Origin of the sequence: Rhodococcus sp. IEGM 1341, from assembly GCF_030056895.1 — a bacterium.
GTDB lineage: Bacteria > Actinomycetota > Actinomycetes > Mycobacteriales > Mycobacteriaceae > Rhodococcoides.
On record NZ_JASHKV010000005.1, the window covers coordinates 70,369 to 89,305 of the forward strand.

Here is an 18,937-nt window from a genome sequence, read left to right on the forward strand (position 1 = left end):
GTGTATCACTCACGTTCGGTTCCACTTTCGATCTGATCGTTTCGGTGCGCCTTCGAACGCGCCGACAGTTGCCGCTCACCGGCCCCGGGCGAGCCCTGCCCTACCGGCCAGCCGGCGCGCACCGACATATCCAGTCCGCAAACTCGGTCACATGCGGTGAAAATGCCTGCCCGTCACACCGCAGTTGCTCTTTACCGAGTGTCGGCACGCTTGCGCAGCGCAGCGGTCGCCAATTCTGCGACCGCTGCGCGATAGAAATCTCGATCTATCTCCCCGGCCGCGAATCTACGATCGAGGATTTCCTGCGCGTCCTCCCCCGATTGCGGGCGAGCGGACATCAGCCGAACCGCACCCCAGATCAACAGAGCGATCACGACCAGCCAGAACGCGGCCATTCCTGCCATCATCGTCCATCCGCCACTCATGGTGCCCATATTCATCATTGCTGCTCCTCACTCTCGCACCAGCCACCTGCTGACCTGCGGAGTGTGGTCATCCCGCAGCTCCTACTATAACGCTTAGTAGTTCAGCTACTATCGAGCATAGTAGTTGACTGCTGTCGAGACGCCGTCGCCCGGACAGGCGATGATGGAGGCAACCTGTGGGAAAGAAATCCAGCAAGTCGCGATCGAAAGCGCACAAACGACGAACCACGGCGACACGATCCGGGGGCGGCCCACCGGCTCCCCACCCCGGTGCCATACGTACTGAGCCCCAGCCAAGGCATCCCCTCTCAGCGGTGGCCCCACATTCTGCGGTCAGCGTCGCCGCCGCCGATTATCTTCGAAGCAGGGGCCACTCGCCCGGCAGCGGTGCACTCCATCCCACTGTCGCCCGGGCTTTCGCGCCGGACTCCACTACCCCACCGCGAGCGTCGGCCCAGGCCGCAGAACCGACGATCGATACTGCAGCGCCGCCGGAGCGCCCACGTGCCCGCACGCCTGAAGCTGTTGCGCCCGCACCGCAGAGTTACGCACCCAAGCGCTCACCAGCCACCAGTTGTACCGATGAGATTTCCCAGGTCGAGCCGCTGGGGCTTGCGGTGACGTACTGGGGTGTCGGCGGGGCCGATGCCGAGCCCAGCCACGACGTGGCGATTCGCTTCACTGGATCGCGGGTGGAAGTCGAGGGCCATGCATCGACCGAGAAGGTCGGTTTCGATCGGACTCTGGTCGTGAAATCACGTCCTGCCGCTGGAGGCCGGTTCGCCGCGACCACCCGTATTCAGGGCATTGCCAGCGGGGAGTGGGAGGTGAGTGCGCGACGCATCGACGGGGGCGCAGACAGTAGCGAACGGCAGCAGAACTCTGTGCTCACCGCGCGCACTGCGCTACTGACATACGGTCCCGCTGTGCGGGTGTGGAGTTGGCCGGCGTTGGTAGCCGCGGGAGCGGTGGTTGCATTGATTGTTCAGGGATTCCTGCTCTCACGCATGGATGCCAATGTTGCTGCTGCTGTTGCAATTTCAGCTCTGAGTTGCGTTCTGGGATATATCGGTGCCAAGGTTTGGTACTTGATCTTGCACCGTCGACCGATATCTACTTTCATCCGCGCAGGAGCGTGCATACAAGGCTTCCTCCTCGTTTCGCTCGGCACCTTGGTCATCGGCGGAGCACTCGGGGGTATGGACGTCGGCGCAGTCCTGGATGCAACCACCCCGGGATTGTTTCTCGGCATGGCGATCGGTCGTCCGGGATGCTTCTTGGCGGGCTGCTGTTCGGGGCGTCCGACTCGATCTCGGTGGGGCCTGTTTTCGTCCGATCGCACCCTGGCGACGAGGAGGATTCCGGTTCAGCTCTACGAGGCCGCTGCAGCCCTGTTGATCGCGGGAGTTGCGCTCGCCGCGGTACTTCAGGTCGACCTTCCCGTCGGAGGGCTGGTCTTCCTGGGGAGTATTGCCGCATACACATTGGTCCGGCAAGGCCTGTTTCTGTTTCGAGTGGACGCGCACACTCGTCGAGGCCGACTCACTGTCTCGCTCATCTGCTGCGCGGTCCTCATCGGCGTCCTCGCAGCGTCGCAGGTGCTCTCGTGATCACCGAACGTATTTTTATGCGTGTGCCTTTCGGTGATCACCTCGATGCGATGGCACCGCATTCGGTGTCCCGATCGACGCTCCGTAGTCCGGCATCGATACTGACTGTCCTCGTCCTTGCACTCGCTGGATGTACCGGCGGCGAGGTCTCTGAGCCCACCGCGTCGATGCCCGTTGCTACACGGGCGGAACTGCTCGATCCCGCTGACTTCGCCGCCGCAATCGCCGATCCCGCCCGAGTCACGATCAACGTCCATACCCCCGACGAGGGCCAGCTCCCGGGAACCGACTCGAGCCTTCCCTTCGACCAGATCCGACAACAGGCCGCGACGTTGCCGCCCGACCGGACCACGCCGCTGGCGATCTACTGCCGTACCGGGACAATGAGCGCCACCGCTGCGAAAGAACTGGCCTCTCTCGGCTACACCGATGTCGTCGAACTACAAGGCGGCATGCTCGCGTGGCGAAACACCGGACGAACCATCGGAGAATGATCACGCACGTTCCGCACCACCGCCCCCGAAGGTCGAGCACCAGAACCGATCCGGTGAAATCGAATGCCGAGATCGTCTTGGTCAGGGTTTACCAGGTCGGGACCGGACACTTCGCCGATGGTCCCGCTACTGCCGGGAAGTGAACCTATCGGTTTGCCAGCGGGCGCAAACGACGTCGAACGGGCCCCGGCCTGTACCGGCGAATCAGAACCTCGCCCGCTGTCACCCTCAGTGCTACCAGCGCAGGCGTGCCCTCGCCCCAGGTTGCCTTCTCCTCGGCGGTGGTTCGGCTCCGTCGGCCGACTCGCTCACGATCGACAACGTATGGACGTGCTGGCAGCGCGCGATGTCAGGCGAAGAACGAGACGGCCGGTCGTCGGAAGACGCGGGCGGCCCCTACACCGAGGCGTACAAGCGTGAGCGCCGCCGTCAAGGTCGGGGTTGGGTGGTCCTGATGGCGGGTGTCGTGATCGGTGCGACCCACGTCGTAATTCATCTCGGGCAGCTTCGGTTTCTTCCGAGCGCCGGATGGCAGGATCTCGCGGTCGGCTATCCGATGGCGATGGTCCTCGCGCTCGTCGGTCTCATGATGATCGCTTCCCGCACCCGAAAGCCGAGGGGCGAGTATTGCGGACTCGCTCCCGTGATCTGTAGTGCCGCGCGGGGCATTTCATCCCACCGCGCAGGATGCCAACGTCATGGCCCCCAGCAGGGCCACTACTGGTAACGCAGGCAGGGCAACGGCGGTGCACGCTACGAACGCCCGCGCCCACCGGAGGGGAGCATGCGGGATCACTCGGTCCACGGCGAGACGATCGAGCCGCACAACGGTGGCATCGGAAACCATACCGAGGGCGGGCAGAGGAACAGGGTGCGGGCGCAGCGAAGTCAGAGCGCGCCGCACGGGGTCTCGTCCGTGCGAGCGGGCTGCGCGGGCGTCCGCGTCGAGTTCGACCAGAGCGCGCACGAGCGAAGGTGACGCTCGCATGATCGGTAGCCACGGAAACGCATAGGCCACCGACTCGGCAATGCCTACGAGCAGATGATGCCGGCCATCGATGTGTGCACGTTCGTGTGCGAGGACCGCCTCGACTTCAGCAGGCGTCAACTGCGTACGCAGCCCCTCGCTGGCCACGACCATCGCCGGTCGTCCCGCGACGCTGTACGCGAGAGGACTGTCCAACGGAAGCCACAAGGTCGACGCGGGTTGATTCGAACCGGAAAACCCGACGCCTCCAGCGATGATGCGCAGCAGATCGATGTGCCGCTCGTACACTCGCCGTCGCTCACACACTGCGCGCCTCAGGTGGACGATCCAGCGGACTGCGCCGCAGCCCAACATCGCAATCCCGACAACCCCGACGATGGCCTCGACGCGGGCAGGTATGTCGCCCTGAAGGGCGAGCCAGCATTGGTGTGCGATGTCGACCAGGGTCGTCACGCCCCCATGACTGGGGATCGCACTGAGCACGACCGGTACCGCAATGCTGACCAAGGTGCCCACAACGAGCGCCGACCACGTCAAGAGCGTGACGTGCGCATCGATACCTCTGTCGATCATCGACCTCATCAGCAATGGCGCGGCAGCCGCAACCAACAGCCCACCGAGGGCCCACAGGAGTACGGCAGTCACCTCTGACGCTCTTTCAGACCGCGGGTGAGCACCTTCGATTCGTCATCGGAAGCGCCGCGGGCGAAGTGCAGCAGCACGCTCGTCGGGTCGCCGGTCGATTCGAGAAGTATTCGCAAGGCGTCGGAGGCGGCTTCTTCCCTGCTTCGGGTGGCTTCGTACCAATATGCCCGTCCGTTGCGTTGTCGGTGTACCCAGCCTTTACGGTGCAAATTGTCGAGCACCGTCTGAATCGTGGTGTACGCCGGTTCTCGACCGTCCTCGAGTTGATCGATGACATCACGAACCCGGACTGCGGCGCTGGTATTCCACACCACGTCCATCACCAGAGCTTCGAGCTCTCCCAAACCCTGCATGAGTGCCTCCTAGGCGCGTGTTCACTCTATCCCGTCGAACGAGCCAGCTACGTGATCCTTCGGTAGCGAGCACCCTGGTCCGAGAGGTTTGCATGCCTCGAATACGAATGCGGCCGTAGGCTCACGCCAGGTAGGACACCGATGTCATCATTCCCGCTTCCCCGTGATAGAGGTTGTGGCAGTGCAGAAGCCACTGGCCGGGATTGTCGGTGTCGAAGTCGACTTCGACAGTTTGGTTCGGCAAGACCAGCGAGGTGTCCTTCCGGGGGCCTGATCCGGCACCGTTGACAACCTCGAAGGTGTGTCCGTGCAGATGCATGGGATGAAACATCGTGGTGGCGTTGACGAAGCGAAGTCGTACTCTTTCGCCTTCGCGAACGTCGAGGGGGGTGTGCTGCTCGTACGTCTCACCGTTGAGCGTCCAGGTGTACCCGCCCATCTCCATCCCGAGAGCGATGTCGTACGTGCGATCCGGCTCGCGTGCGGACAAGCGGACCGTATCGAGCGACATCAGTTGATCAGCCATCACCGGGGCTGCAGAGAGTTCGGCAGGCCGGACTGAGGACTGCGGCGCGGCGCCTGGCCCGGTACGCAACACAGCGAACCCGCTCCCGTCCTTACCTTCCGCGGCGGCGACAATCGGAAACGCCCCGTCCTGCAAGGTGATGATTGCGTCGTAACGCTCTCCCATCCCTATCAACAAGCATTGCGCCTGCTCGGGCTGAACCGGAAATCCGTCGCTGTGAGTAACAGTGAGAGGATGCCCCCCCACTGCGAAACGGAAGGCCGTGTCGGCAGCTGCGTTGATGATGCGCAGGCGCAGCCGCTGGCCCGGCCGTCCGCCGAGCACGATGGGGTCGGCGGCGATCTTGCCGTTGATCAGGTAGTACGGGTAGCTCACGTCGCCGGTGTCGCCACCGAGAGGCGACTGGGCGGTGGGCGCGCTCATCGACATGCCGCCCATCGACATGCCCTCGCTGCGCAGCCGTTCGAGTTCTCGATCGGGGTCGCCGGCTACCCCGTCGAGCCAGTCGTCCAGGACCAGGACGGCTTCGAGGTCGTAGTCCGAGCCGTCGGCGGGGTCCTCGACGATCAGCGGTGCATACAGTCCTCTGTCGAGTTGGGTACCGACGTGAGGGTGAAAGAAGTACGTGCCCGCGTCGGGCACGGTGAAGTCGTAGCCGAACGAGTCACCGGAAGCCACAGCCGGCTGAGTCAGGCCCGGCACTCCGTCCATGTCGTTGCGCAAGGCGATTCCGTGCCAATGGATCGTCGTCTCCTGCTCGAGGCGGTTGTCGAGCTGTGCGCGCAACACATCACCTCGGCTCAGGCGAATCTCGGCACCGGGGAGTCTGTCGCCGAAAGTCCAGGTCTGTACCTGCACTCCGCCGAGGTCGATCGTGCTCGACTGAGCTCTCAAGGAAATATCGACTTGTCTGCCGACGGCCGAGCGCCGCGCGTCCTCGGCCTGTCCCACCACATCGGAGTCCGGTCCGACAACTGTCGCTGCGGACGAACCATTGCCGCATGCCGCCAACACGACGGCACTCGTTCCGGCCGCGCTCAGCGCGAGAAAGTTGCGGCGCGTGAGCGAGAACGCACCTGCCCGCTGCCTGGTCATACACATCTCCCAATTCTGTAGAAGTCCGTCCGCCGGCGGGCGTTCGATCCTCGCCGCGTTGCTGGTGCTGGTGCTCGTGCTCGTGCTCGTGCTGAGATCAGCGCACAAGCGCTGTTACCGCCTCCCGCACCTGACTCGGGTCGTAGAACACCGGCGTCGAGGTGATGCGCTCGATCGTTCCATCGCTCTGGACCAAGAAACTCAGGGGCAGGACAGGGGGCGCGTCAAGTGTCTGCAACGCCGCGTCGGCCTGATCGAACGAGGGATAGTGCACTCCCAGCTCGGTGAGCAGGCTCAATGCCGCATCGGCATCGTCTTGGACGTTGAGACCGACGACCCGAACCGCATCCGGTTCTGCGGCGTACTGGGCCAGAACCGGAATCTCCTGTCTACACGGACCGCACCACGACGCCCAGACATTGAGCAATGTGGGTTGCCCAGCCAGGGAGGTCCCCAGATCGGATAAGTCCGACGTTCCCAAGCATCGTGCGGACGTACCGACGAGCTCGCCAGTTACGGGGGACGGAACCGGCGACGAGGTCGGGCACGGCTCGAGGGCAGCACGGGTAGCGATCACTGCCGACGGGAGATCCTCGTCCTCGACGTGAGGTGCCGATCCTGCGGACCCCACCGACTGGGTCGAGGGATCTCGAGACCACAATGCCAGCGCTCCAACAACTGTCACGATGACGATGATCGCAAGTAGGGACCAGCGTGTCGTCACCCGCTGCACCCTGCACCTCTGTCTCGTTCACCTCGACGATGTCTTCCGGTCTGTCAGCGTCATACTACACGATCTACTATCTTCGATAGTAGCAACGTGGATCCTGCACGCCGTCAACGCTTTCGCGGCCCCTTCACCCTCGGGCCTCACAGTGCCAGCACACAGCTCTCCGGCCGTTCGCCGAAGACGACCGTCCCCATCGAGGCGCACGATGAAGGCCGTCCAGCGACGCCGAGTCCTTCTGGCGCAGAAGATATTACGTACATGAACTTCGGCTCCCGAGAAACAACCCGACGATCGAAATGGGTCGCAGGGTGCGAATGTTACCGATGTAATTCACTGTGACTGATGGTGCTTGTGCGGAAAGGGTGTAATAGTGATGCGGCGTGTCGCCTTGACTCGAAGGCGACCTGAATTACTGCCAGGTATGCAGTTGCCGTCCAGGAGGACCACCGACATGAGACCTCTGCCCTCGTCCTCGTACATGGCGCACCGAACTCGGTGGGGTACTCGCATCCTCGTCGGTACCGCGTTCGTGGGAGGCATCCTCGCGCTGGCACCCACGGCGTCTGCAGCCCCGGACGCCGATCCGGCTGCGCCGCCGCCTGCCTTCCCCGCGCAGGCCCAATCGGACCCGCACGTCCAACAGGAGGTCCTCGATCTCGTCGTCGGCGCACTACGCGAGATTCGCGCCAACGGTGCTCTCGACGACCTGGCCGGCCCACAGAGCCGCATCGTCTCCTGCCTCGTGGGCACGATCGGAGCCACCGATACAGCTGACGGACCAACGGGAGCCCTTTCGCGACTGATCCCCTGTCTCGCGCCGATCGACGACATCGACCCCACAGTTCTCCCCCGACTGGTGTCGTCGATGGACGTCGCCACACTTGCATCCACACTCGCGGCCGCCGAGACTCCCCACGATCCGGCCACCCCGCACACCTCGTCGCGCGGACATGCGGCGGTCCCACCCGGCAGGTCGAACGCCGAGCCCTCGACCGAACAACCGACCGCCCAAGGCACCCAGGACACTCAGGACCCCGAGTCGGCCGCCGAGTCGGCCGACTCGGCGACGCCCGAACTGCCCGCGCTCGAACCCGACGCCACTGTGCCTGAAACGTCGGCACCCGGCACGTCATCTGAAACAACGACACCCGAAACCACGACACCCGAGGCGGGCGATCATTCGTCGGCCGCCCCGCAATCCCCTACCGGCACAACAGGGTCGAGCAACGGAAAGTATCGTGCGCCGACAACAGGAACGTTGACCTCGACCTTCGGCGACGGCCGCGCCCATCAAGGAATCGACATCGCCAACTCCACCGGTACACCGATCGTCGCCGTTGCGGACGGCGAGGTGATCAGCGCGGGACCGGCCCAGGGCTTCGGACTCTGGGTGCGTATACGCCACGATGACGGCACCGTAACGACCTACGGGCACAACAACGACAACCTCGTGACCGTAGGTCAACGCGTCACTGCTGGTGAAGAAATTGCGACGGTAGGAAACCGGGGTATCTCCACCGGTCCACATCTGCACTTCGAGGTCGACACACCCGCCGGCAACAAGGTCGACCCCAGACTTTGGCTCGCGGAACGCGGAGCCACCATCACCGGTTCGGATCGTGACTCGTAGTCGAGCCTCGACCGCACGGCCCGCCGATGGGAACGAATTCCGCACTGTTGCACTGACTTCGGATGCGTCTCTGCGGTCTCGTTTTCACCATCAGACCTGAACCCTCGGTGCCTCGACATGTTCAGCGGGCGCGCAGTACGATCGCCCGCATTCCGGTAAGTTCGCCGTACCTACTGCGAGCCCGAGAGGTGAAACGGGGGCCTACGACCGAACAGCCGCGTCGGACAGCGCGACACCCCGAGAGGCGAGCCACTCCTGAGGATCGACCTTGCTCCCCGCCGCGTCGACGACCTCGAAATGCAGGTGAGGCCCGGTCGATTGGCCACGATTGCCGACGGTGGCGATCTGCTCACCGGCTTGTACTCGTTGCCCCACGGTCACCAAGGTTTGATCGATGTGCCCGTAGACCGTTGTCGTTCCATCGTCATGTTGAAGACGTACCCAGAGGCCGAATCCGTCTGCAGGACCGGAGTCGAGCACGGTAGCGTCGGCTGCCGCGTAGACGGGAGTTCCGATAGCGTTGGCGATGTCGAGCCCGGTGTGCGTAGTCCCCCATCGTGGACCGAAATCCGAGGTCAGGGTCCCGGCGACCGGACGAACGACGAGTGGTCGCAGCGCCGCTGCATCACGCGCAGCGCTCTCCTCTGCCCTTCGTTGCCCCTTCGCCAACTGCTCGATCGCATCGTTGATATTGGAGATCTCCGGTATGGCGAGGATCTGAGGCAAGTATTCGGCCACCGGGTCCTGCATCGGTGTCGCTTCGTGCACGGGGACTGCCTGCGCCTGGGCGGGACTCGCATATTGGGCACCCGCCGTGACCAGAGCGCCCGCTGCCACCGCAATACCGACAGCGACACTGCCGCGGCGCTCGGTGGCGCGCGCCCGAGCGCGATGCCGCCCTCTCGGCGTCACCGCCACTCCCGGCACGTCACAGTCCATCAACTGTCGACGTCGGTCGGTCATGCGGGTCATACGGTGTTGTGCCACAGCAGAGTCCTCGGTAATCGAATGGAGCGAGGCGAAGTCATCGACGTGCGCACCTCACTGATGTATCGAACGGATCACGACGCGATAACGAAAAGATACACGACGAGTGGGGTAATTACTATCATGGTTAGTAGTTCGATGTCCCCCGCAGTGGTTTCGTGCCTCACAGCGCGGTAGCACCGGACGTCGACGGTCGGAGACCATCGGCCGGCGAACGCTGCCTTCTCCATGCGAGAGCACACCCCACGACAGCAAGAACGACCGCGGCGTACTCCGGAAGCGGTCCCAGCTTTGTCGCCCACGTCGATCTCGTTTCCAGGGCAACATCAGCGACCAACGTCTGCGCAGCGAACAAGCCCGAACGATCTGCGACCTTCCCCTGTGGGTCGATGACGGCACTGACCCCACTGGTCGCCGCAACGAGAACAGTCCTGTTGTGCTCGACCGCCCGCAGCCGCGACATCGCCAACTGCTGGTAGGTCATATCGGTGCGCCCGAACGTCGCATTGTTGGTGGGGACCGTGATCAGCTGCGCCCCCGCACGCACGGAGTCGGTGACCAGCTCGTCGAACGCGACCTCGTAACAGGTGGCGACGGCCGTCGGAATTCCGGCGATATCGACGACACCGTCGCCCGACCCGGGAACGAAGTTACCGGCCTGCGAGGCGTAGGAGGACAACCTCGTCATCACAGATCGCATCGGGAGATACTCTCCGAAAGGAACAAGTTTGCGTTTGTCGTGTCGCTCCCCCGGTCCGAGTACCGGATCCCACACGATCGAGGTATTCATCGAGGTGCCGTCGTCGTTACCGAGCACAGCTCCGACCAGAATCGGCACCCCGACCGACCGCGCTGCAGCGTCGATCCCGGCAGTGGCGTCGGCGTTGCGCAGTGGGTCGATATCGGATGCATTCTCCGGCCAGATCACCAGGTCGGGAGCGGGCACCCTGCCGGCGGTGATGTCGTCCCCGAGCTGCATTGTTCGCTCGATGTGATTGTCGAGAACTGCTCGACGTTGCGAGTTGAAGTCCAGACCCGACCGCGGAACGTTGCCTTGAACAACGGCGACCGTCGCACGCGCTGCGCCTGCATCGTCAGCGGGAGTGAGCGCGAAAGCCAGAGCCGGCACGATCACCACAGTGGCCACCGACCCGACTGCGAATCGCGGCGTCGGCGGGCGTACCTGGCGGACCACACTGGCCAGTGCCGCGCCGATCACTGCGACTGCAAAAGATACACCGGGCGCACCGGCGAACGCGGCAAGCGAGAGCAGAGGGCCGTCTGCTTGGGCGAAAGCTAGTTTCCCCCACGGAAATCCCCCGAACGGAATCCGTGCGCGCAGACCTTCGGTGGCGGTCCAGATCGCGGCGATCCACAGCGGTTCGAAGCGCAACCCGGACACTGCGGCCGCTGCAGCGCAGAACAGTGCCACTGCTATCGCTTGGATCGCCGCGAGCGCCAGCCACGGCGGGGCACCGACGTAGACACCCACCCAGGGCAGCAGAGGCAGAAAGAACGCCAATCCCGACAGATACCCGTAGAAGAACGCCGCCCGGATGGAACGGCCGCGGATGACGAGAACAAGAACCCCGACACCCAACGGCGCGAGGAACCACAGCGACCGAGGTGGAAAGCCCGCGTACAACAGCACACCAGCAGATACCGCACACGATGACCTGCCTGCTATCGCGGTGAACACACGGCGACGTCGGGTTCGTCGGTGACGGTTCACTGTTGTTGCGCTGGACTCGATATCGAGCATGCCTGCATGGCTCTTTTCTCATGTACGGCATAGCGCCACCTGACCACCCTCGGTTACTACTATGCACGATAGTAGTAACAGCGGTGAGCCCGGACCGGCTCCCCCGCCGACACCGCGCCTCTGCGACGTCGATGCATACCCCGGGATATCGACCGCGCACCTTCGCTGTGCCCTTTGTCCTTCGCGGTGCCCTTCGTGGCCGGGCATCGACCGGTGCACGGACCACCCTCGGCTCGCACAAGATGCGTGCTGGACCCCGGGATGGAGACTGGCTTCTACCGCGCCGCAGCACGCCGACATATGCGGGTGCATCTGCTCTGGCGGCCATCATGATCACCGCCCCGATCGTCCTGGCCGTGTTCGACGTGACCAGAAACATGTGGTGCCTGCGGGCGGGCGGTGTGACCGCCCGATTCGGCGGCGGCACATCAGGGGCACCCTGAATGGGTTTGGGCCAACCCAGTTTCCGGCTGCTACCGTCGAGGCGTTGTGAGAATCTCTGCGCTGGGCCCGCCGCGCCTGCGGACGGTTATCGCAGTCGCCGCTGTCCTGTATTTGTTGGCTCACACCATCGCTCAATGCGGCATCGCCTGGGAACAGGACCATCACAGCGACGGCGTACACATCGTTTCGTCCTCGTCTCAGGCCGCCGCGGAACTCTCCCCCAACCACGCGCACATCGACGACGGATCGCCCCACATGGCGCACGATACGAACACCGTCATCGCAATGCCCCGATCCGACAACCCGCCCCGCCCATCGACCATCGCCGCGGTCGCAGCGATGGCCTTCGCTGTGGTGTTGGTGGCGATGTCTGCCCCGCGCATTTCGCGAGCCCCACCGGATCTACCCATTCCGATCCGGCACGGCCGAACCGTCTTGAACGAACTCTGTATCAACAGGTGCTGATCAGCAGCCCGCGGGCCATCCGAGGACTTCTCCTCTCATGGCCCAGTTCGTGCTGCCCATCACTCACTTACTGCGCTCCTCGCAGATCACATACAGGGACTACTCATCATGAACAGTGCTGTTCGCTCCACACTCGTGCCACCGTCCTCCGCCGGCCACATGTTGGCGACCGCCAAGAACTGCCCGGAACCGAGCACAATGGTCGGCAACACGCCCGTTCTGTGGATCGGTGAACCGTTCGCGGACTCCGGCCGCGGCTTCTGGGCGAAACTCGAAGGCAGCAATCCCGGTGGGATGAAAGACCGCCCCGCGCTGCACATGGTCGAAAAAGCCAAGGCCCGCGGCGACCTCGCTCCCGGCGCGATGATCATCGAATCCACCAGCGGAACCCTCGGCCTGGGTCTGGCCCTGGCCGGGATCACCCATCACCACCCCGTCACCCTCGTCGCCGACCCGGGACTGGAACCGATCGTGCACCGGATGCTCGCCGCGTACGGTGCCCGCGTCGAACTGGTCACCACACCGCACCCCGACGGCGGCTGGCAGCAGGCCCGGCGTGAGAAGGTCCGTGAGCTCCTCGATACACATCCAGGGTCGTGGTGCCCGGATCAGTACACCAACCCGGACAATGTCGAGGCGTACGAGTCGCTCGCTCACGAACTCATCGCCCAGCTCGGACGCGTCGACACCTTGGTTTGCTCGGTGGGCACCGGAGGGCACTCCGCCGGGGTGGCCCGGGTGCTCCGGCAGTTCTGCCCCGACCTGAAACTGGTCGGTGTCGACACCATCGGATCGACGATCTTCGGGCAACCCGCCAGCACTCGGCTCATGCGCGGGTTGGGTTCGAGCATCTATCCCGACAACATCGACTATCCCGCCTTCGACGAGGTGCACTGGGTGGCCCCGCACGAAGCGGTGTGGTCGTGCCGCACCCTGGCGGCGACGCACCACGCCAGCGGCGGCTGGAGCGTCGGGGCCGTCGCCCTCGCGGCCGGCTGGATCGCTCGCACCAGCCCGCCGGAGACCCGGGTCGCGGCCGTCTTCCCCGACGGACCGCAGCGCTACTTCGACACCATCTACAACGACGACTACTGCACCGAGCACGGCCTGCTCGACGTTGACCCGCCGACCGAGCCGACGACCATCGCCCACCCCACCGATGAGACTGTGACGTCGTGGACGCGGTGCGCCACCGTCGTCGATCCCACCGTCGTCGATCCCACCGAGAGCGTTCGATGAAAACTTTTCTGACCAAGTTCCGTAGCTTCGACCGGCCCAGCCAGGTGTTGATGGTCAACCAGTTCTCCATCAACGTCGGTTTCTACATGCTGATGCCGTACCTGGCCGGGTATCTGGCCGGTTCCCTGGGCCTGGCGGCGTGGGCGGTCGGGCTGGTGCTGGGGATGCGGAACTTCTCCCAGCAAGGGATGTTCCTGCTCGGCGGCACCCTCGCCGACCGCCTCGGATACAAACCCCTGATCGTCGCCGGCTGCCTGCTGCGAGTTGCCGGTTTCGTACTGCTCGCGGCCGTGGAATCGCTGCCGGCGATCCTGCTCGCCTCGGCCGCGACCGGGTTCGCCGGTGCGCTGTTCAACCCGGCCGTGCGGGCGTATCTGGCCGCCGACGCAGGGCCACGGCGGGTCGAGGCGTTCGCGGTGTTCAACGTGTTCTATCAGGCCGGGATTCTGCTGGGCCCGTTGATCGGTCTCGCTCTGACCACCCTCGACTTCCGAGTCACCTCACTGGCAGCGGCCGCGATTTTTGCTGTTCTGACGATCGTGCAGATTTGGACGCTCCCCGCGCACCGGGCCGAGACGACCGGGGCCACGACATCGGTACTCGAGGACTGGCGGGTGGTGATGGCCAACCGACCCTTCGTGCTGTTCGCGCTGGCGATGATCGGATCCTACGTGCTTTCGTTCCAGATCTATCTTGCGCTGCCGCTGCAGGCTGCGGTGGTAGTCGGTAACGGCAGGTCCGACACCGCTCTGGTGACCTCGTTGTTCGTGGTCTCCGGCGTGGTCGCGATCGCCGGGCAGTTCCGGATCACGTCCTGGTTGTCCCGCAGGTGGGGTTCGGGGCGAAGCGTGGTGGTCGGTATGGCAATCATGGCGCTGGCGTTCCTCCCGCTGATCGTGCTGCCGAGCCCGGCCGCGCTGGGCGGGTGGGCCGCCGCCGGTGCCCTGGTGTTCACCGCTGCACTGTTGGCGGTCGGCACCGCCGCGGTGTTTCCGTTCGAGATGGACACGGTGGTGACCCTGTCGGGCGGGAAGCTGGTGGCCACCCATTACGGGTTCTACAACACCATCGTCGGGGTCGGCATCCTGCTCGGCAACCTGGGTACAGGAGCCGTCTTCGGGCTTCTCAGCGACGCGCATCTGGGTGCACTGATCTGGGCGATACTGACCCTGGTCGGGGCGGCATCTGTGGCCGCTCTCTATGCGCTCGATCGATCCGACCGGCTCACCCCACCCCCCACCGAGACCACGGTGACCGAAAGCGGCGAGGTACCGGCCACCGGCTAGCGGCAGTGCACGCCGAGAAGTGGCCTGCATTGCCCACACCCGAGACCTCGACGATGATTGCCGAACACGAGGGTATCGACGCGGCACCGTTCACGACTATCCACCGACCGGTGGCCCGCATTCACACGAATGCGGGCCACCCACGCCTCAGGCGGGGGTGTTGCGGTGACGTTGGAGGCGACGGACGACGGGGTAACCCGTGACCACCCCGAGGACGATACCGATTTGCATGAGCATCCAGAACGCAGCGTCGGTGGCCGGTGGCATGGTCTCGGTGTAGTACAGCAGCAGCATCCAGCCACCCATCCCGAGGTCGAACGCCAGTACGGTCAGTGCAGCGACGCCGAGCGCAGCCAGGACAGAACGCCGAATGGATTGCCTGCGTACCGACTACCGGTGTGATGGCCGAACGCTCGTATACGAAGAGCATGATCGTGGCCAGTATGGCGATGACGATGATCATCACCCAAAGAACACTCTGTCCGCACGAGATTCGACGTCGGCAAGGACGGAAGCGACATCATCGAGAAGATTGTGGGCATCTCTGCGCGCGCGTAATCCGCGTTCGTAGTAGCCGGAGTCGAGGACGCCCGCCGATGCAGGCTCTGGTGCGACGTTCGATTCTGGGTGCCGCTCCCGCATCCGAGGGCGGTGTTCCGGTCAGTGCCCAGGGTCATGCCGTAGCACCGGTGCGGCACATCTCGTTGCATACCGTAGGGGGGTATGGTAAATCTGTAAGTGGGTCGCGACGACCTCGATCACATTCCGAATCGAAGAAAGAAGGGCATCGATGAACACCACCGTCACCGTCACCGGAATGACCTGCGGGCACTGCGTCTCCTCGGTCCGAGAGGAGATCAGCGGCATCCCCGGTGTGACCGCCGTGAATGTCGACCTCGCGAGCGGCCGAGTCGATATCGACTCGGACACCCCGATCGAGCAGACGGCCATCGCCCACGCAGTCGACGAGGCCGGCTACCAGCTCGCCTCCTGATCGACACCAGACCCGGACAGGAGATTCGCACGATGAACGCATCATCGAAGTTCGTCGGATTCACCATCGCCCTAGCCGCGGTCTTCGGGCTCGCCTTCGGAGCCGGGGACGCCTTCGGCCCCGAAGGTGCCGCACCACCCGACACACACGACACCTCGACTCACGACGCCGCCGCGGTGTCCACTGCGGGCGGGCCCGTCGCCAATCAGAGACCTGGAGGATTGATGGTCACCGACAGCAGATACGCCGCGGTGCCCGCCGCCTCGGAGCCGATGCCCGCCGGGCACGGACACTGACACACCACCACACCCCGAGAGGAGCGACGATGAATCCCGTCACGCACCACCCCACCGCCGACGGCCGGGTCGAACTCGACATCAGTGGTATGACCTGCGCCTCCTGCGCGAACCGGATCGAGAAAAAGCTCAACAAGCTCGACGGTGTCACCGCGACGGTGAACTACGCCACCGAAAAAGCACGCGTCGACTACGTCGGTGATGTCTCGACCGAGGATCTCGTGGGCACCGTCGAGCAGGCCGGCTACACCGCCACGGTCCCCGCGCCCGCCGCCTCCTCCACCGACCCCGACGCGGCCGGGCCAGCCGAGATCGACCCCACCGCCTCGCTGCGCCAACGCCTGCTCATATCGCTGGTGCTCAGCGTGCCGGTGATCGCGATGGCCATGGTTCCGGTACTGCAGTTCACCAACTGGCAGTGGCTTTCCCTGACCCTCGCCGCACCCGTGGTGGTGTGGGGGGCATGGCCGTTCCACAAGGCCGCCTTCACCAATCTGCGGCACGCCACCTCAACGATGGACACCCTGATCTCGATGGGCACCATCGCAGCACTGGGGTGGTCGTTGTATGCCCTGTTCTGGGGCACCGCCGGAACGGCCGGCATGACACACCCGTTCGAGCTGACCATCTCCCGCTCCGACGGGGCCGGCAACATCTACCTCGAGGCCGCAGCCGGAGTCACCACCTTCATCCTCGCCGGCCGCTACTTCGAAGCACGCTCCAAGCGACGCGCCGGTGCCGCCCTGCGTGCCCTGCTCGAGCTCGGTGCCAAGGAAGTCTCCGTCCTGCGCGAGGGTGTCGAACAGCGCATCCCCACCGATCAACTCATCGTCGGTGACGAGTTCGTCGTCCGCCCCGGGGAGAAGATCGCCACCGACGGCGTGGTCGCCGACGGCTCTTCCGCGGTCGACAATTCGATGTTGACCGGCGAATCCGTGCCCGTCGAGGTAGGACCCGATGATCTGGTCGTCGGCGCGACGGTCAACGTCGGTGGCCGAATCGTGGTCCGGGCGACCCGCATCGGCTCGGACACCCAGCTCGCACAGATGGCGAAACTCGTCGAAGACGCTCAGACCGGTAAAGCCCAAGCTCAGCGTCTGGCCGACAAGATCTCCGGAGTCTTCGTCCCGATCGTGATCGCCCTTGCCGCGGCGACACTCGGCTTCTGGATCGGCACCGGCGGTGGGATCGCGGCCGCGTTCACCGCAGCCGTCGCCGTCCTGATCATCGCCTGCCCGTGTGCCCTCGGCCTGGCCACCCCGACCGCGCTGATGGTCGGCACCGGCCGCGGCGCTCAGCTCGGCATCCTGATCAAGGGTCCCGAAGTGCTCGAATCGACCCGCCGTGTCGACACCGTGGTACTCGACAAGACCGGCACCGTCACCACCGGCAAGATGACTCTGCTCGACGTGATCACCGCCGACGGCGAGGACACCGCGCAGGTGCTGCGCCTGGCCGGTGCACTCGAAGATTCGTCCGAGCACCCCATCGCCCAGGCCATCGCCAAAGGTGCCCGCGAGAAGGTCGGAGCCCTGCCACCGGTGGAGCAGTTTATAAATATCGAAGGCCTCGGGGTGCAGGGCATAGTCGACGACCACGCAATGATCGTCGGACGGGCCCGCCTCCTCGCCGACCGGGCGCAGCAGCTGCCGGACGAACTCGAAAGTGCGATGCGTGCAGCCGAATCCGAGGGCAAGACCGCCGTCGCAGTCGGTTGGGACGGTCGGGCTCGCGGAGTACTGGTCGTCGCCGACGCGGTCAAACCCACCTCCGCCGAGGCGATCGAGCAGCTGCGGGGCCTGGGTTTGACGCCGATCATGCTCACCGGCGACAACGCAGCCGCCGCGCGTGCCATCGCCGACCAGGTCGGCATCCACGAAGTGATCGCGGAGGTGCTGCCCGCAGACAAGGTGGACGTCGTCAAAAGGCTGCAGGAGCAGGGCAAGGTAGTGGCGATGGTCGGCGACGGCGTGAACGACGCCGCCGCGTTGGCGCAGGCCGACCTCGGTCTGGCGATGGGCACCGGTACCGACGTTGCGATCGAAGCCAGCGATCTGACGTTGGTGCGCGGTGATCTGCGCGCAGCAGCGGATGCTATCCGCCTGTCCCGCCGAACGTTGGGCACCATCAAGGGCAACTTGTTCTGGGCGTTCGCCTACAACGTGGCCGCCCTCCCCTTGGCTGCGGCCGGGCTGCTCAATCCGATGCTGGCCGGTGCAGCGATGGCGTTCTCGTCGGTGTTCGTGGTCAGCAACAGCTTGCGGTTGCGCCGGTTCAAGTCCCTCACCGGATAACCGCGCGGGTAGAACAAGCACCCAAAAGGCTGGGGTGGGCGTGGCATGCAGGCGCGCCACCCCACCCCACCGCTACAACCCCGATGCAGCCTACGAAAGGAGAGGGCCATGTCCTTCGTGACAACGACCTTGGTGCAGATCACCCGGCACCCGGCGACCCGAGCGGTGGCCCGCTGCGCGGTGATGTGCGCTGCGGCGGCGGCCCAGCGACGACTCGACGGACCGACCCTCTCGCGCCATACCCCGGGCGGGCATAATCGAGGATGCTCGGCATGACACTCGGATTCCAGGAGGACACCATGGCCACTCCCGCGGCCGCGCAGGCACCCGCCGAGACCGACGGCCATGATCACGCCGCGCACGGCTACATCACCGAAAAGGACGCCTACCTCAAACGCCTCAAGCGCATCGAAGGCCAGGCCCGAGGACTGCAGCGCATGGTCGAGGAAGACAAGTACTGCATCGACATCCTCACCCAGGTCTCGGCGATGACCAAAGCCTTGCAGGCGGTGGCCATGGGCCTGCTCGAAGCTCACATCAGCCACTGCGTGGTCGACGCCGCCATCGCCGGCGGTCCCCAAGCCGACGCGAAGATCAAAGAGGCCACCGACGCGATCTCACGGCTCGTCCGCTCCTGAGCACCGGCAGTGCGAAGCCATTCCTCGCCGTCCACT

General features: G+C 64.8%; 20 protein-coding genes. 12 read left to right on the forward strand and 8 right to left on the reverse strand.

Annotated features, from left to right (window positions below):
* Positions 1 to 191 precede the first annotated feature (191 nt).
* Complete coding sequence (locus QM615_RS13370) at positions 192 to 440, reverse strand: SHOCT domain-containing protein (protein ID WP_045841177.1); 249 nt, start codon at positions 438 to 440, stop codon at positions 192 to 194.
* A 299-nt stretch (positions 441 to 739) separates the two neighbouring features.
* On the opposite strand from QM615_RS13370, the gene QM615_RS13375 reads away from it, so the two are divergent.
* Entirely contained in the window at positions 740 to 2,035 is a 1,296-nt protein-coding gene (locus tag QM615_RS13375) for a prolipoprotein diacylglyceryl transferase family protein (protein ID WP_230595438.1), read from the forward strand.
* 17 nt (positions 2,036 to 2,052) lie between these two features.
* Positions 2,053 to 2,529, forward strand: a complete 477-nt coding sequence (locus QM615_RS13380; RefSeq protein WP_231578189.1) for a rhodanese-like domain-containing protein — start codon at positions 2,053 to 2,055, stop codon at positions 2,527 to 2,529.
* 670 nt (positions 2,530 to 3,199) lie between these two features.
* Here the strand turns inward: QM615_RS13380 and QM615_RS13385 are convergent.
* From QM615_RS13385 to QM615_RS13400, 4 genes are all read right to left on the reverse strand, one after another.
* Entirely contained in the window at positions 3,200 to 4,162 is a 963-nt protein-coding gene (locus QM615_RS13385) for a M56 family metallopeptidase (protein ID WP_032375712.1), read from the reverse strand.
* A complete protein-coding gene (locus QM615_RS13390) occupies positions 4,159 to 4,515 on the reverse strand; it encodes a BlaI/MecI/CopY family transcriptional regulator (RefSeq protein ID WP_032375711.1) in 357 nt (118 codons plus the stop codon). Before QM615_RS13390 ends, QM615_RS13385 begins: the two co-directional genes overlap by 4 nt.
* A 121-nt stretch (positions 4,516 to 4,636) precedes the next feature.
* Positions 4,637 to 6,136, reverse strand: a complete 1,500-nt coding sequence (locus QM615_RS13395) for a multicopper oxidase family protein (protein ID WP_032375791.1) — start codon at positions 6,134 to 6,136, stop codon at positions 4,637 to 4,639.
* 97 nt (positions 6,137 to 6,233) lie between these two features.
* Complete coding sequence (locus QM615_RS13400) at positions 6,234 to 6,821, reverse strand: TlpA family protein disulfide reductase (RefSeq protein WP_080733473.1); 588 nt, start codon at positions 6,819 to 6,821, stop codon at positions 6,234 to 6,236.
* 496 nt (positions 6,822 to 7,317) lie between these two features.
* Between QM615_RS13400 and QM615_RS13405 the strand changes: the two genes are divergently transcribed.
* Positions 7,318 to 8,496, forward strand: a complete 1,179-nt coding sequence (locus QM615_RS13405) for a M23 family metallopeptidase (protein WP_259468022.1) — start codon at positions 7,318 to 7,320, stop codon at positions 8,494 to 8,496.
* 201 nt (positions 8,497 to 8,697) lie between these two features.
* Here QM615_RS13405 and QM615_RS13410 read toward each other — a convergent pair whose 3' ends face one another.
* Together QM615_RS13410 and lnt are read right to left on the reverse strand one after the other, a co-directional pair.
* The gene (locus QM615_RS13410) at positions 8,698 to 9,483 is read right to left on the reverse strand and encodes a M23 family metallopeptidase (protein ID WP_259468023.1); all 786 of its coding nucleotides are present in this window, start codon (positions 9,481 to 9,483) and stop codon (positions 8,698 to 8,700) included.
* A gap of 163 nt (positions 9,484 to 9,646) precedes the next feature.
* Positions 9,647 to 11,245, reverse strand: a complete 1,599-nt coding sequence (gene lnt / locus QM615_RS13415) for an apolipoprotein N-acyltransferase (protein ID WP_080733460.1) — start codon at positions 11,243 to 11,245, stop codon at positions 9,647 to 9,649.
* A gap of 242 nt (positions 11,246 to 11,487) precedes the next feature.
* On the opposite strand from lnt, the gene QM615_RS13420 reads away from it, so the two are divergent.
* From QM615_RS13420 to QM615_RS13435, 4 genes are all read left to right on the forward strand, one after another.
* The gene (locus tag QM615_RS13420) at positions 11,488 to 11,688 is read left to right on the forward strand and encodes a hypothetical protein (RefSeq protein WP_141215005.1); all 201 of its coding nucleotides are present in this window, start codon (positions 11,488 to 11,490) and stop codon (positions 11,686 to 11,688) included.
* 46 nt (positions 11,689 to 11,734) lie between these two features.
* Positions 11,735 to 12,154: a putative copper homeostasis (lipo)protein LpqS gene (lpqS, locus tag QM615_RS13425; RefSeq protein WP_230593569.1), complete on the forward strand. Its 420-nt coding sequence runs from the start codon at positions 11,735 to 11,737 to the stop codon at positions 12,152 to 12,154.
* A 108-nt stretch (positions 12,155 to 12,262) separates the two neighbouring features.
* On the forward strand, positions 12,263 to 13,393 hold the full coding sequence (locus QM615_RS13430) for a PLP-dependent cysteine synthase family protein (RefSeq protein WP_032375708.1): 1,131 nt from the start codon (positions 12,263 to 12,265) through the stop codon (positions 13,391 to 13,393).
* Complete coding sequence (locus tag QM615_RS13435; protein ID WP_032375707.1) at positions 13,390 to 14,679, forward strand: MFS transporter; 1,290 nt, start codon at positions 13,390 to 13,392, stop codon at positions 14,677 to 14,679. The genes QM615_RS13430 and QM615_RS13435 overlap by 4 nt, the downstream gene beginning before the upstream one ends.
* 147 nt (positions 14,680 to 14,826) lie before the next feature.
* On the opposite strand, the gene QM615_RS13440 is transcribed toward QM615_RS13435, so the two are convergent.
* Complete coding sequence (locus QM615_RS13440) at positions 14,827 to 15,051, reverse strand: DUF4396 domain-containing protein (RefSeq protein WP_283347495.1); 225 nt, start codon at positions 15,049 to 15,051, stop codon at positions 14,827 to 14,829.
* A 418-nt stretch (positions 15,052 to 15,469) separates the two neighbouring features.
* Here QM615_RS13440 and QM615_RS13445 point away from each other — a divergent pair, with 418 nt between their 5' ends.
* From QM615_RS13445 to QM615_RS13465, 5 genes are all read left to right on the forward strand, one after another.
* Entirely contained in the window at positions 15,470 to 15,673 is a 204-nt protein-coding gene (locus tag QM615_RS13445) for a heavy-metal-associated domain-containing protein (protein ID WP_032375705.1), read from the forward strand.
* Positions 15,674 to 15,705: 32 nt separating this feature from the next.
* Positions 15,706 to 15,969 (forward strand): hypothetical protein, encoded by a 264-nt coding sequence (locus QM615_RS13450; protein ID WP_032375704.1) that lies wholly within the window; start codon positions 15,706 to 15,708, stop codon positions 15,967 to 15,969.
* 29 nt (positions 15,970 to 15,998) lie between these two features.
* Positions 15,999 to 18,263, forward strand: a complete 2,265-nt coding sequence (locus tag QM615_RS13455) for a heavy metal translocating P-type ATPase (protein ID WP_032375703.1) — start codon at positions 15,999 to 16,001, stop codon at positions 18,261 to 18,263.
* Positions 18,264 to 18,371: 108 nt separating this feature from the next.
* Positions 18,372 to 18,539 (forward strand): hypothetical protein, encoded by a 168-nt coding sequence (locus tag QM615_RS13460; protein WP_155288777.1) that lies wholly within the window; start codon positions 18,372 to 18,374, stop codon positions 18,537 to 18,539.
* A 23-nt stretch (positions 18,540 to 18,562) separates the two neighbouring features.
* Positions 18,563 to 18,901 carry a metal-sensitive transcriptional regulator gene (locus tag QM615_RS13465; protein ID WP_032375786.1) on the forward strand — a complete coding sequence of 113 codons (339 nt, stop codon included), beginning with the start codon at positions 18,563 to 18,565 and terminating at the stop codon, positions 18,899 to 18,901.
* Positions 18,902 to 18,937: the final 36 nt, after the last annotated feature.

Coding starts and splice junctions, on each gene's coding strand:
- QM615_RS13445 (WP_032375705.1), top strand. CDS start 15,470: ATGAACACCACCGTCACCGTCACCGGAATGACCTGCGGGCACTGCGTC.
- QM615_RS13450 (WP_032375704.1), top strand. CDS start 15,706: ATGAACGCATCATCGAAGTTCGTCGGATTCACCATCGCCCTAGCCGCG.
- lnt (WP_080733460.1), bottom strand. CDS start 11,245: ATGCTCGATATCGAGTCCAGCGCAACAACAGTGAACCGTCACCGACGA.
- QM615_RS13420 (WP_141215005.1), top strand. CDS start 11,488: ATGCGTGCTGGACCCCGGGATGGAGACTGGCTTCTACCGCGCCGCAGC.
- QM615_RS13405 (WP_259468022.1), top strand. CDS start 7,318: ATGAGACCTCTGCCCTCGTCCTCGTACATGGCGCACCGAACTCGGTGG.
- QM615_RS13395 (WP_032375791.1), bottom strand. CDS start 6,136: ATGACCAGGCAGCGGGCAGGTGCGTTCTCGCTCACGCGCCGCAACTTT.
- QM615_RS13380 (WP_231578189.1), top strand. CDS start 2,053: ATGCGTGTGCCTTTCGGTGATCACCTCGATGCGATGGCACCGCATTCG.
- QM615_RS13430 (WP_032375708.1), top strand. CDS start 12,263: ATGAACAGTGCTGTTCGCTCCACACTCGTGCCACCGTCCTCCGCCGGC.
- QM615_RS13370 (WP_045841177.1), bottom strand. CDS start 440: ATGAATATGGGCACCATGAGTGGCGGATGGACGATGATGGCAGGAATG.
- QM615_RS13460 (WP_155288777.1), top strand. CDS start 18,372: ATGTCCTTCGTGACAACGACCTTGGTGCAGATCACCCGGCACCCGGCG.
- QM615_RS13435 (WP_032375707.1), top strand. CDS start 13,390: ATGAAAACTTTTCTGACCAAGTTCCGTAGCTTCGACCGGCCCAGCCAG.
- QM615_RS13465 (WP_032375786.1), top strand. CDS start 18,563: ATGGCCACTCCCGCGGCCGCGCAGGCACCCGCCGAGACCGACGGCCAT.
- QM615_RS13455 (WP_032375703.1), top strand. CDS start 15,999: ATGAATCCCGTCACGCACCACCCCACCGCCGACGGCCGGGTCGAACTC.
- QM615_RS13390 (WP_032375711.1), bottom strand. CDS start 4,515: ATGCAGGGTTTGGGAGAGCTCGAAGCTCTGGTGATGGACGTGGTGTGG.